Origin of the sequence: Nitrospira sp., from assembly GCA_029194675.1 — a bacterium.
GTDB lineage: Bacteria > Nitrospirota > Nitrospiria > Nitrospirales > Nitrospiraceae > Nitrospira_D.
In genome coordinates this window covers 24501-38018 of record JARFXP010000013.1, presented here as the reverse complement: position 1 = coordinate 38018, position 13518 = coordinate 24501, and the positions used below count along the sequence as shown (strand labels likewise).

Here is a 13518-nt window from a genome sequence, read left to right as displayed (position 1 = left end):
TCAGCAAGGTGGGAATCATCGACCCTGATGGAATCTTAAATGCCTGCACGACGAACACGCGGATGGCAAACGCCAACAGCATGGCCACGATGATCGCCTCCGCATACTCCCGGACGATGGACTTGCGCCCTGTGTGATCCGCGTTGCTGACCATCTTAGCTCCGGAAAGCGAGGCCTGCTCTCCTCCCCGAGGGGAACCTGACAGCTTCTCCACGTTTCTCTGATTCTGGTCGAGACTCATTCCTCTCCGACTCTCAAGATCGCCAGAAACGCTTCCTGTGGGACATCGACACTACCGACCGCCTTCATCCGTTTCTTTCCTTCTTTTTGTTTTTCCAGCAACTTCCGTTTTCGCGTAATGTCGCCGCCGTAGCATTTCGCCAGCACATTCTTCTTCATCGCGCCGATCGTCTCGCGCGCCACGATCTTACTTCCGATCGCCGCCTGAATAGCGATCTCGTACATCTGCCGTGGAATCAGCTCCTTCATTTTCTCGGCAAGCTGACGCCCCCGCTGAACGGAACGTTCTTTGTGCGTGATAAACGACAAGGCATCGACTGCCTCCCCGTTCAAGAGAATATCGAGCCTAACAAGGTCGGACTCTCGGTAGCCGAGCAACTCATAGTCGAGCGAGGCATAGCCCTGCGTGCGCGACTTGAGCTTATCGTAAAAATCGAGAATGACTTCGTTGAGGGGCAGTTCGTAACTGATCACCACTCTGGTCGGGTCGAGAAAATGCATGCCCTGCTGGATTCCGCGGCGCTCCTGACAGAGCTGGAGGATGGCCCCCATGTACCGCTCCGGTGTAATGATCGACGCCAAAATAAACGGCTCCTCGAATGAGTCGATACTGCTGGGGGGCGGGAGCTGCGTCGGGTTATTGACCTCCAGCACTTCGCCCTTCGTGGTCAGCACACGATAGACGACGGTCGGAGCGGTTGTGAGGAGGGTGAGATTATATTCACGCTCGAGCCGCTCCTGAATGATTTCCATGTGCAGGAGGCCCAAAAATCCGCAGCGAAAGCCGAACCCCAATGCGAGCGATGTTTCAGGTTCATAGACGAACGAGGAGTCGTTCAAACGCAGTTTAACCAACGCGTCGCGTAAATCTTCGTATCGGCCGGTGTCGGTGGGATAGAGCCCACAGAACACCAACGGCTTGACTTCTTTGTACCCGGGAAACGGTGCGGCGGTGGGTGTGACGGCATCCGTCAGCGTATCGCCGATTTTGACATCGGCGACTTCTCTCATGTTGGCACAAAGGTACCCCACCTCGCCGGTCAGCAGCTCGGCCTTCTTGGTTCGCTTGGGCGTAAACTGTCCGACTTCCATGACTTCAAACGTCCGGTCATTCGACATGACTTTGATCTTCATGCCCGGCCGAATCGATCCATCCACCAAGCGTGCAAGGACGATCACCCCTTGATAATTGTCGAACCAGGAATCGAAGATCAGCGCCTTGAAGGGCGCCCGCGGATCACCGGACGGGGGAGGAATCCGCGCAATGACCGCTTCCAATACCTCCGATACACCTTTGCCTTCCTTGGCACTGATGGGCAGGGCATCAGCGGCATCGAGCTGCAGTACCTCCGAGATCGACTGTTTTGTTCCCTCTACATCCGAACTTGCCAGATCGATCTTATTGATGACCGGGATAATCGTGAGATGATTGGCCATCGCCAAATTCACATTGGCAATCGTCTGTGCCTGCACGCCCTGAGTGGCATCTACCAGCAAAAGCGCTCCTTCACAAGCCGCCAAGCTCCGGGAGACTTCATAGGTAAAATCGACATGCCCCGGCGTATCGATCAAATGCAAGGCATACGTCTTCCCATCCTGAGCCTTGTACCGGATGGCCACTGCATGGGCTTTGATCGTAATGCCACGTTCCCGCTCGAGGTCCATGGCATCGAGGATCTGATCTTTGGCCTCTCGAGCAGTGACTGCGCCAGTAGCTTCTAGGAACCTGTCAGCGAGGGTTGATTTGCCGTGATCGATATGAGCGATTATGGAAAAATTGCGTATAAGGCTTTGCAAATCCGAGCTCATCCGTGAAAATCGGTTCATTATAGTAACTGCCTTGCAGGTTGTCAAAGAGATCGCATCCCGCCTATAATCACGCGCCGCACGCGAGACCGATACATTGGTCATTAGTCACTGGTCATCGGTCAATGGCCGAGCAATTCTTGCCGGCATCCAGAGTCGACTGTTGACCGCTGACTAATGACTCCATGACTCGGCTGGTATGACCCGACAACCTTCTACCAAGCAGCTCAGAGACTGGGATCGTCGCTACCTCTGGCATCCGTTTACCCAGATGCAGGAATGGGAACAGGAAGAACCGCTGATCATTGAGCGTGGAAAAGGTTCTTATCTCATTGATACAGAGGGAAAACAATACCTGGATGGCACCTCGTCCATCTGGGTGAACCTTCATGGCCATCGACATCCAGCCCTGGACCGTGCACTCAAAAAGCAACTCGACAAAATTGCCCACTCCACGTTGCTTGGCCTCTCCAACCCACCAGCCATTGAGCTGGCGCGCGAGTTGATCCGGATCGCGCCAAAGGGGCTCACACGCGTCTTCTATTCGGACAACGGCTCCACGGCGGTCGAGGTTGCGCTGAAGATGGCCGTTCAATACTGGCAGCAACGGCGCCCTGAGGCCGAACCCAAACACACCTTCCTCCATCTCAAGCTGGCCTATCACGGAGATACGATCGGCGCTGTGAGCGTCGGCAACATCGAACTGTTTCACTCTCGATTCAAGCCGCTACTATTTTCGACCCTGGAAGCGGAACCGCCCTATTGCTACCGCTGTCCGCTTGACCTGAACTACCCCTCTTGTCGAATGGCTTGTATCGACCCAATCGAACAGATCTTGAAACGTCGTCATCGTGAACTGGCCGGCTTCATCATCGAGCCGCTGATGCAAGCAGCTGCCGGTATGGTTCCCCAGCCGGCCGGCTACTTAAAGCGAATCCGTGAGCTCTGCACGAAGTACGATGTCCTATTGATCGCCGATGAAGTGGCGACGGGATTCGGACGAACGGGCCGAATGTTCGCCTGCGAGCATGAAGGTGTGATACCGGATCTGATGGCGATCAGCAAAGGGCTCACCGGCGGCTATATGCCGCTGGCGGCAACATTAACAACCGACGAGATCTACAGAGGTTTTCTCGGAGCCTACGACGAGTTCAAAACCTTTTTCCATGGTCACAGCTTCACCGGCAATCCCTTGGGCTGTGCCGTGGCCCTCGCCAATCTCCAAATCTTTCGCCAAGAAAAGACGCTCGCCCGACTCTTCTCAAAGATCAAAATGCTGACCCAATGGCTGAAGCCAATAGCTGACATGCCTCATGTCGGCGACATCCGACAACGTGGGTTCATGGTAGGAATCGAATTGGTCAAAGAGAAGAAGACCAAAGAGTCCTACCCGCTCAGCACCAAATCCGGTCACCGCGTGGCATCGATCGCCCGATCGAAAGGGCTGATCTTGAGACCGATCGGCAATGTACTCGTCCTCATACCGCCGTTATCGACTTCCACCGAGGAATTGAAGAAAATGGTGGAAATCCTCAAAAAATCCGTGGAGACTCTGCACATTGACTGAACGTCGCTTGATGCTCCGCTGATCCACCAGGAGAAATGCCAAACGACATGCAGACCTGTGATTTTCTTGTCATTGGAGGCGGAGTGATTGGGCTGAGCATTGCCCGCGAGCTGCGGAGACGCCGGACTGATACCCGCATTCTTCTCATTGAAAAGGAACCCTTGTGTGGAGCCCATGCCAGCGGGCGCAATAGCGGCGTGCTTCATGCAGGCTTCTATTACTCGCCGGACAGCCTCAAAGCGAAGTTTACCCGCCTCGGAAATGAGCGGCTTACCGCCTACTGCGAGGAAAAACAAATTCCCCTCAATAGATGCGGCAAGCTCGTCGTCGCGAAGGATGCAGCGGATTTGCCCTCGCTCGATGAATTATTCCGTCGCGGACAACTCAACGGCATTGAGCTTCAGGCCCTCTCGGAGGCGGAAGCCAAGTCCATAGAACCGCGTGTGAAAACATACCAACGGGCTCTCTTTTCCCCACGCACCTCGACGGTAAATCCGCTCCAGGTCGTCAATGCCATGCAGCAGGATGCGCTCCATGAGGGTATTCAGATCCGGTGCGGCACGGCCTACCGGGGACGAGACAACGGGAACGTTAGGACAAACCAGGACAGCATCCAAGCCGGATACGTCGTCAACGCCGCCGGTCTGTATGCCGACAAAATTGCCATGGACTATGGATTCTCGGAAAAGTATCGCATCCTGCCGTTTAAGGGCCTCTACCTCTATTCCGATGAACCACCGGGTGCGATCCGTACCAATATTTACCCTGTCCCGGATCTCAGGAATCCGTTCCTGGGTGTCCACTTCACGATCACGGCTGACGGAAAGGCCAAGATCGGTCCGACAGCCATTCCGGCTTTGTGGCGCGAGAATTATGAGGGGCTCGGGAACGTCAACTTCCGTGAGCTCGTCGAAGTCGCGAGCCGAGGGTTCGGATTACTGACGGGAGCTGGATTCGATTTCCGACGCTTGGCGATGGAAGAGATCGCAAAATACTCGCGGAGCAAGATGGTATCACTTGCCTCGGTACTCGCCGAGGGCGTGGCCGAACGTCACTACCGCACATGGGGTCGTCCCGGAATTCGAGCCCAGCTGCTCGACATCACGAAGAGAAAGCTTGAGATGGATTTCGTCTTGGAATGGGACAACCGCTCCATGCACGTGCTCAACGCCGTATCTCCCGCCTTTACCTGTTCGCTCCCCTTCGCAAGCTATGTCTGCGATCAGATCGACAAAGCAATAGGCTGACGCAGCAGGATGTTGAAAAAGTCCCCCAGCTTCGTTCTCGCATCCCTCAGAGGCTCAACGTACGACCTGAGTCAACGCCTGTTCAGACAGGCGATGGGTGGGCGGGTACAAACGGACTACGCTTCGCCTCTTCAGCCTTGCCCGGGGAAAGGCGCGTCTTGACGCCCCGGGGTGGTCGGGTGAACCAAAGAACTTTTTGAACATCCTGCGGGCCGTTCTAATTCGAACCGGTCAGCATAGACGTACTTCTTCACCGACGCCGATTTGCAGGCTTTGTGCTGCGCTTTCTTCCTGGAGAAAGATTTCCAAGTTCCCGCTGCTGTTGATCAATGCCGATGGAGTCTGGCGATTCCCTTGGCTGTAGCTTCCGACCAATTCGTGAATGACATGCGTACCGACATGGATCTCCACAGTTTGTCCCATTGCGGCTCGAAATTCACGGACCTGGCGCGCCGTGAGATTGGAAATGAGATTCCCGAACCGATCGACGGAGACGATCTTCCCGACCAGCAACTCCTCATGCCAAACCGGGATCGCCACGGAACGTCGGATCGGATCTTGAACCACCGGCCCAAAAAACGTCGGTGGGACTCCTTTGCTCAACCAAGCGGCAGCCGGCGCGAACACATCCCGACCGTCAAAGGTCGACCCAACTGTTTCCAAGCGATACTGTGGGCTGTTGATCTGCCATACTTTCGCCCCGACCTCCTGCTCCAGCACTTCGGTGAACAACCCATTGTCCGGACCGATAAAGAACGAGCCGGCCGCGGAAACGAGCAATGCCCGGCGCTCCGTCCCGACCCCGGGATCGACAACGGCAACATGGATGGTCCTTTCCGGGAAATAGCGATAGCAGGACTTCAGGAAGTATCCGGCTTCCTGGATCTGGTGGGAGGCGATTTGGTGTGAGAGATCGATGATGGCAGCGGAGGAATTGATCGACAGAATGACCCCCTTCATGCTTGCCACAAAACAATCACGCTCGCCGAAATCCGTTAAGAGCGTGATGATAGGGCGTGCGTCCGGCACGTCAGAAGTCCTCGAATTTGATCTCCAGAACCTCGTATTCGACCAGCTTTACGGGGGTCTTCACTTCGACAAAATCTCCGACACGCCTACCGATGAGCGCGCGACCGACAGGAGACTGTACGGAGATCTTGTTGAATTTCATGTCGGCCTCGTCTTGTCCGACCAAGGTGTATTGCTTTTTCGCTTGGGACTCCTGCTCGACGACCAACACAGTTGCGCCGAAGACGACCGTCTCGGTGGTACGTCCCACGGTTTCCACCACGCGGGCATCTGCGAGCTTTGTCTCGAGTTCGGAAATGCGTGACTCGATAAATCCTTGGCGCTCTTTGGCGGCATCGTACTCGGCATTCTCGCTGAGATCGCCATGTGCTCTGGCCTCCGCAATCGCTTCGATCACTTTCGGTCGCTCAATTTTGCGCAAACGATCCAATTCCGCCTTCAACGCATCATAGCCCTTCTTCGTAATTGGGGTCGGCATGCTCCGGTTGCTCCTGAACAGTTTGAGGATGCTGTAAAAGTCGTCCAGCTGCGTTCTCGCATCGCTCAAGGCTTCAACGTACCACCGGGCGAGAGCTGCCACAGCAGCTCGGGGCGGGTGGGTGGGAAAAGTTACGCCTCAGCCTTTCGCTTGCTGCGGCCTTGCTGGACGAGCTTTTTCAGCATCCTCTAAGATTCTAAGATCCTCAGTTTATGGCCGATGATACTCTTGTAGTGAACGAATCGCTAAACCCTTTTGGGCGGTCGCTTCGATGCCCATCACGGCCGCATGGGCGCCTCTCATGGTTGTGAAATACGGAACGCCTCGGTGGAGAGCCTCCCGTCTGATGGACAGCGAATCCGCGTGAGCAGAAGCAGTCCGCACGGTGTTGATGAGGAGTGCCACCGCGCCATTCTTGATATGGTCGACAATGTGCGGACGTCCTTCTTTCACCTTATTGACGGTACTCACTTCAACTCCGTGCTCTCTCAGATAACCGGCTGTTCCGCTGGTGGCTTGAATCTGAAACCCGAGTGCACGTAACCGTTTCGCGAGATCCAAGGCGACAGGACGATCGGCTTGCTTCACACTCACAAAGGCAGTCCCGGATGTCGGGAGGACGGCTCCGGCTCCCGCTTGGGACTTTGCAAACGCCCATCCGAAATCTCCGTCGATGCCCATCACTTCTCCGGTCGATTTCATTTCAGGTCCCAGCAGAACATCGACCCCGGGAAATTTGTTGAACGGAAAAACCGCTTCTTTGACCGAGAAATGTGTCGGCAGAGGAGCCTCCGTAAAGCGCAGGTCCTTAAGTGTTTTTCCCATCATCACCTTCATCGCCAACTTGGCGAGCGGTACGCCGATCGCTTTACTGACAAACGGCACGGTCCGGGATCCGCGAGGGTTGACTTCAAGCACATAGATGGTCCGGTCTTTAACGGCAAATTGTGCATTCATAAGCCCGACGACGCCGAGTTCCAATGCCAGCAAACGCATTTGCCGCTCGATGTCGCGCGCGATGGCCTTGTCCAACGTATAGGGAGGCAGCGAACAGGCCGAATCGCCGGAATGAACCCCTGCTTCTTCGATATGCTCCATGATTCCCGCAACCACTACGGTTTCGCCGTCCGAAATCGCATCGGCATCGACTTCGATGGCATCGGCAAGGTACTTATCAATCAAGACCGGATGATTGGGCGACGCCTTGACTGCGGAATGCATGTACTCCAGCAGGGCGATTTCGTCATACACGATCTGCATTGAACGTCCGCCCAGCACGTAGGACGGACGAACCATGACCGGATAGCTGATCCGCCCGGCGATCTGCACCGCTTCCTCGATGGATCGGGCGGTTCCACTTTCGGCCTGCATCAAGCCCAACCTATTCAGGAGACCACGAAACCGTTCCCTGTCTTCCGCCAAATCGATGGCGTCGGGACTGGTCCCAAGAATCCTCACACCGGCTTTCGAGAGCGGAAGCGCCAGTTTCAAGGGCGTCTGTCCGCCGAACTGCAAGACCACTCCGATCGGCCGCTCCCGATGAACGATGTTGAGGACGTCTTCATGCGTCAGCGGCTCGAAGTACAGCCGATCCGACGTATCGTAATCCGTACTCACCGTCTCCGGGTTGCAGTTCACCATGATCGTGTCGATCGCGTCTTCTCGAAGCGCCATGGCCGCATGAACACAGCAGTAGTCGAACTCGATCCCTTGTCCGATCCGATTGGGACCTCCCCCCAGAATCACGACCTTCCGTCGATCCGACGGCCTGGCTTCGCACTCCATGCCGTATGTGGAATAGAGATACGGAGTTTGCGCCTCGAACTCCGCAGCGCAGGTATCGACCCGTTTATAGGTGACCCCTCGTGTTGGGTGTTCCGTCCTTGCTCGCTGGACCGCTGTCGCCTCGCATCCGAGCAATTGCGCGATCCGATCGTCAGAAAATCCAAGCTCTTTCGCATCCCACAGCAATTCGCTGCCCAAGACGGCCTCTGGATCGGCGGCATGACCGGCAAGCATTCGTTCAAAGTCCACCAGCTGTCTGACTTGTTCTAAAAACCAGGGATCTATCCTCGTCGTTGCAAACAGCTTCTCGTCCGTGAATCCCAAGCGCATAGCGTCGGCCACGTACCACAGTCGTTCCGGTACTGGTGTCCGCAGCACCCGGCTGAGTTTCTCGATCGCTTCCGGACGGTTAAACCCGGCGGGAACACCTCGATCAAGTCCGAACCGTGACGCGAACCCATTCAGTTCTAACTCCAGAGAGCGAATGGCCTTCTGCAGAGACTCCTTGAAGGTGCGTCCGATCGCCATCACTTCCCCGACCGACTTCATCTGCGTGGTCAAGGTCGGGTCGGCCCCCTTGAACTTCTGAAAGGCAAACCTCGGGATCTTGACGACCACATAATCAATCGTCGGTTCAAACGATGCCTTTGTGACACCGGTTATGTCATTGGTAATCTCATCCAAGGTATATCCAATGGCCAGTTTGGCGGCGATCTTCGCGATCGGAAACCCGGTCGCCTTCGATGCCAGCGCCGAGCTTCGAGATACCCGAGGATTCATTTCAATGACGACCAGCTCCCCATTGGCTGGGTTGATGCCGAACTGAATATTGGACCCTCCTGTATCGACCCCGATCTCTCGGATGATACGAAGTGCTGCATCCCGCATCCGTTGGTATTCTTTGTCGGTCAACGTCATGGCCGGCGCGACCGTAATGCTGTCTCCGGTGTGCACGCCCATCGGATCGAAGTTCTCAATCGGACACACGATGACGACATTGTCCTTCAGATCACGCATGACCTCCAATTCATACTCTTTCCACCCAATGACCGATTCTTCGATCAGCACCTGACTGACCGGACTCATGGCCAGCCCCCAATCGATCAGCCTCTCGAATTCCTCGCGATTATAGGCGATGTTTCCGCCGGTCCCCCCCATGGTGAAGGACGGACGAATGATTGCGGGGAAGCCGACGGTATCGAGAATCGCCAGGGCCTCCTGTCGCTGGTGCGCGGTCCCGCTCTTCGGCACCCGCAGGCCGATTCGATGCATCGCCTGCTTGAACGCTTCCCGGTCCTCCGCTTTATGAATGGCTTCCGCTGAAGCGCCGATGAGAGCGACCCGGTATTTATCGAGAACTCCTCGCTTCACCAACCCCATCGTGGTGTTGAGGGCCGTTTGCCCACCCATGGTGGGAAGCAAGGCGTCCGGGCGTTCCCGATCGAGCACCTTTTCAACCACGTCCAAGGTAATCGGTTCGACATAGGTCCGGTCAGCCATTTCCGGATCCGTCATGATCGTCGCCGGATTGCTGTTGATGAGAATGACTTTATAACCCTCCGCTTTCAGCGCTTTGCAGGCCTGCGTGCCGGAATAATCGAACTCACAGGCTTGGCCGATGACAATCGGACCGGACCCGATCATGAGGATTGACTGAATGTCCGTTCGTTTGGGCATCGTGTTCTGGGGGTGGATCAGCTGGATGGGAGCATGGGTCCGATCAGAGGTTGATAGGGGGTCGACGTGGGTTTTTCGTCCCCCTGCGTCGCATGGTAGTACGTCATGGCCTCCGGTAGCCAGGCTTCAATTTGATTGATACGCGACAGATCGGAGGGATGCGTGGACAGAAACTCCGGGATATTATGCTGCGACCGAAAACAGACCTTATCGATCATCTGCCTGGGACACCCACTCATCCGCTCCCAAAAGGGCACTGCTTCTCGAGGGTCAAAGCCGGCCTGCGCCATCAATCGGAGTCCGATGTAATCCGCTTCGGACTCTTGCTTTCGCCCGAACGGCAGGGAGACTCCGACTCCGTAGGCGCTCATCGCGGCTATCGCCGCATCTGGGCGTCCGACGGCGGCTCCAGCCGCCAGCGCACCGACTTGGCCGATCGTTTCAAGGATGCTTCGGCTGTATCGCTCCGCTCCGTGGCGTTGGAGCGCATGCGCGACCTCATGGCCGATAACGGTCGCTAACCCGTCTTCGTTCTTCGTGATTTTCAAGATTCCTGTGAAGACCGCGACCTTGCCGCCGGGCAATGCGAAGGCATTGATCATGCGGTCGTCCCTTATGATGGCAAACTCCCACTGATACTCTGGTTTATTGGCAACCGCCGCAATACGCTGACCGACACGGTTGACCATCCCGTTCACCTCGAGGTCATCACTCAGTGGAGCTTTGCGCAGCAACTCATGATAGGCGCTGATGCCCATCTCAATTTCTTTCTCCTCAGATATATAGATGAATTGATCGCGCGCCGTTCCCGGTGCGCGGACGCATCCCGCTAGAGTCGAAACCACGCCGCCCGCTCCCAGACCCACAAGGCAAGCCAACCTAAGCATTTCTCGAGCCCCATGCAGAAGCAAGGCACGACGATCAATGGGTTTTGAGAACGGGCCGTCGATCTCCTGATCTGCCGGCCGTATCATTCTGGATCCCTAGGTCCAAGCCGATCATCATGAATAATACTGTCAGTCATCATACCATCCGTCATGCGATCGGCTCCTCACTCACTATGGTATCCACAAATACATGAATTGGGGGGTTCCTCCTCGGACAAATGACATGAGGTTGAGATCGGCAAGACCGACGAGCCCATTGGGCGCCAATACCTTGGAATACACGTTGTTGGAGTATTCACCCGGTCGTGTGTACGTCACGACTCGGGCGTCCGTCAGGCCGGCTTGTTTCTTGGCCACTGCGATCGCGTCTTCGAGATAGCCGATCTCATCGACCAAACCAGCCGCTTTGGCCTGTTCGCCTGTATAGATTCGTCCATCGGCCAACCGTTTGATCTGCTCCATCTGTAAATTGGCGCGACCCTCTTGCACGATGTTCAAGAAACGCTGATAAAACGAATCGATCAATCCTTGGAAGATGACCCGTTCTTCGGTCGTCATGGTTCGAAACGGCGAACCCATATCCTTGCGAGGGCCCGATGTCACCGCCGTCGCCTCCACCCCCACTTTCTCCAACAGCCCGCGCGCGTTGATCGTAAGCATAATCACGCCGATGCTGCCGGTCACGGACGACGGATGCGCCAGTACCTGGTCCGCCGCCGCGGCGATGTAGTAGCCCCCTGATGTGCCCAGATCCATGATGGATGCAATAATGGGGATCTTGCGATTGGCCTTGAACGTTTTCAGCTCGTGATAAATAATATCCGACGCCGTCACCGTTCCCCCAGGCGTATTGATGCGAAGCACAACGGCTTTGACTTTCTCATCCTTAGCCGCCCGAGTCAGTTGTTCCTTCACACTCGCGATCATACTGGGAGTCGCCCGTAATCCCTCGTTATCTTGAGAACTAATCACTCCGGAAATTTCGATCAACAGCACTTTTGCTTTACCGGTCCCGTCGACCTGAGTCTCTTGCAGAGGCCCTGGGCCAGGGAACAGCGGGAAATTGAACGTGCAGCCTGACAGCAACAATCCGATCATGCCCATGACGAGGCGATTACGCATGACGTTTCTCCATAAGTTGGATGAATTCATCGAACAAATAGGCGGCATCATGGGGACCAGGTGCCGCTTCCGGGTGGTACTGGACCGAGAAGACCGGATGGTCCAGACAGGCCATCCCCTCGATCGAGTAGTCGTTCAAACTGACATGGGTGAGCGACAGTTTTCCGTAGCGAGTGTCGATCACGGGCGGCAACTCCGGTACACCAAGGAGTGATGTGGGACCCTGCACGGCGAAATTATGGTTCTGCGACGTAATCTCGACTTTCCTCGTCCGAAGATCCATCACGGGATGATTTGCCCCATGGTGACCGAATTTCAGCTTGTAGATCTTGAGGCCGAAGGCCAAGCAGAGAATCTGATGGCCCAAACAAATGCCGAAGATCGGATAGCGTCCGATCAGTTTTTCCATTGCCTTCGCGGCATAGGGAAGGCCCTCCGGATCGCCTGGACCGTTCGAGAGGAAAATACCGTCAGGTTTGAGGGCTTCGACTTCGGCTGCCGAGGTTGCAGCAGGCACCACCGTGACCTGACAGCCGACATCCACCAATCGTCTGAGGATATTGTGTTTGATACCGAAATCATAGGCCACCACTCGCCAGGGCTTGGGCGTTCCATGTTCCCCGCTGTTCGCCGACGACGCCCACTCGCCCGTCCCCGTCGTCCAGTCGTACTGGCGTGCGCAGGTGACCTCGGCAGCCAAATCTCGACCAATGATACCGGGAGCTTCTCTGGCACGTCCGACCGCCCGCTCATGATCGAGATCGAGATGGCTGATGATTCCCTGCTGTGATCCATGCTCGCGCAAGTGCCTTGTCAAGGCTCTTGTATCGATTCCTTCGATCGCGACGATCTTGGCTTCTTTCAATGATTCCTGAAGGGTCTGCCGGCTTCGCCAGTTGCTGACAAGGCGGCTGGCTTCCATAACGACGAACCCTTCTGCCCAAGCTCGATGGGATTCCACATCTTCAGGTGTGATCCCATAGTTGCCGATATGGGGACAGGTCATCGTGATGATCTGTCCTTTGTACGACGGATCGGTCAGGACCTCCTGATAACCGGTCATGGCCGTGTTAAACACGACTTCACCAACCGTTTCACCATCATAGCCGAGAGCGCGGCCCTCGAAAACCCTTCCATCCGCCAGTGCCAATATCGCTTTTTTCACAGTCTTCCATCCAGATGGAGCGAGCGGTTCGCCTTGATGCCGATCAGTACGAGACCCAATAGAAGGTTGAGCATATACAGCGATCGAATCGGCATGAGAACACGAAACAATGCTTCCAAAGCCGCCTTCTTGGCTGTCTCATCCTTCGTGGCGAACGCCTGTGCTTGAAGGGCCGCGGCGTTCGGATGAAGAACCACGATGATGAGCCCGGCGATCGCTACCATGACTGCCAGCACGGTCATCTCACTCCAACCGACGTCAAGGATCGGATCTCCGATCCACCAGCGGTAGCAGAGTGTAGCACAGAGGATGGCACCAGCGCCGATGACCAAACGGTGATAACCTTCGAACGCCCTAGTCAAAAACATGCCTCCGGAATCCTGTCCTCCGAATGTATTGAACACGGCCGGGATCACCGCTCCGCTCAGTACGACCATGCCTCCAACCCAGACGGCGAGCGCAACCCACTCAAGCGTAAGACACCCAACCATCCCCCACCGGGACAGTCGTCGCAC

At 55.9% G+C, this 13518-nt stretch carries 11 protein-coding genes; 2 read left to right on the top strand and 9 right to left on the bottom strand.

The genetic code is table 11. From position 1 onward, the window contains the following. Together P0120_24670 and lepA are read right to left on the bottom strand one after the other, a co-directional pair. The coding region (locus P0120_24670; GenBank protein MDF0677504.1) for a S26 family signal peptidase at nt 1-214 on the bottom strand (214 nt) is incomplete at its 3' end. 23 nt (nt 215-237) lie between these two features. Further along, nucleotides 238-2049 carry a translation elongation factor 4 gene (lepA, locus tag P0120_24665; protein ID MDF0677503.1) on the bottom strand — a complete coding sequence of 604 codons (1812 nt, stop codon included), beginning with the start codon at nt 2047-2049 and terminating at the stop codon, nt 238-240. Between the two features lie 196 nt (nt 2050-2245). Here lepA and bioA point away from each other — a divergent pair, with 196 nt between their 5' ends. Together bioA and lhgO are read left to right on the top strand one after the other, a co-directional pair. Beyond that, nucleotides 2246-3613, top strand: a complete 1368-nt coding sequence (gene bioA, locus P0120_24660; protein ID MDF0677502.1) for an adenosylmethionine--8-amino-7-oxononanoate transaminase — start codon at nt 2246-2248, stop codon at nt 3611-3613. Between the two features lie 47 nt (nt 3614-3660). Beyond that, nucleotides 3661-4860, top strand: coding sequence for an L-2-hydroxyglutarate oxidase (lhgO, locus tag P0120_24655; GenBank protein ID MDF0677501.1), 1200 nt, complete (start codon nt 3661-3663; stop codon nt 4858-4860). A 231-nt stretch (nt 4861-5091) separates the two neighbouring features. Here the strand turns inward: lhgO and P0120_24650 are convergent, their stop codons facing one another. From P0120_24650 to P0120_24620, 7 genes are all read right to left on the bottom strand, one after another. Then, a complete protein-coding gene (locus P0120_24650) occupies nt 5092-5889 on the bottom strand; it encodes an SAM-dependent chlorinase/fluorinase (GenBank protein MDF0677500.1) in 798 nt (265 codons plus the stop codon). 1 nt (nt 5890) lies between these two features. Beyond that, nucleotides 5891-6367 carry a transcription elongation factor GreA gene (gene greA, locus P0120_24645; GenBank protein MDF0677499.1) on the bottom strand — a complete coding sequence of 159 codons (477 nt, stop codon included), beginning with the start codon at nt 6365-6367 and terminating at the stop codon, nt 5891-5893. A gap of 210 nt (nt 6368-6577) precedes the next feature. After that, nucleotides 6578-9829 (bottom strand): carbamoyl-phosphate synthase large subunit, encoded by a 3252-nt coding sequence (gene carB, locus P0120_24640; protein ID MDF0677498.1) that lies wholly within the window; start codon nt 9827-9829, stop codon nt 6578-6580. A gap of 17 nt (nt 9830-9846) precedes the next feature. Continuing rightward, complete coding sequence (locus tag P0120_24635) at nt 9847-10803, bottom strand: M48 family metallopeptidase (protein MDF0677497.1); 957 nt, start codon at nt 10801-10803, stop codon at nt 9847-9849. Nucleotides 10804-10887: 84 nt separating this feature from the next. Continuing rightward, nucleotides 10888-11838, bottom strand: a complete 951-nt coding sequence (sppA, locus tag P0120_24630) for a signal peptide peptidase SppA (protein MDF0677496.1) — start codon at nt 11836-11838, stop codon at nt 10888-10890. Beyond that, nucleotides 11831-13003 carry a glutamine-hydrolyzing carbamoyl-phosphate synthase small subunit gene (gene carA, locus P0120_24625; GenBank protein MDF0677495.1) on the bottom strand — a complete coding sequence of 391 codons (1173 nt, stop codon included), beginning with the start codon at nt 13001-13003 and terminating at the stop codon, nt 11831-11833. Before carA ends, sppA begins: the two co-directional genes overlap by 8 nt. Continuing rightward, nucleotides 13000-13518, bottom strand: coding sequence for a hypothetical protein (locus P0120_24620; GenBank protein MDF0677494.1), 519 nt, complete (start codon nt 13516-13518; stop codon nt 13000-13002). The genes carA and P0120_24620 overlap by 4 nt, the downstream gene beginning before the upstream one ends.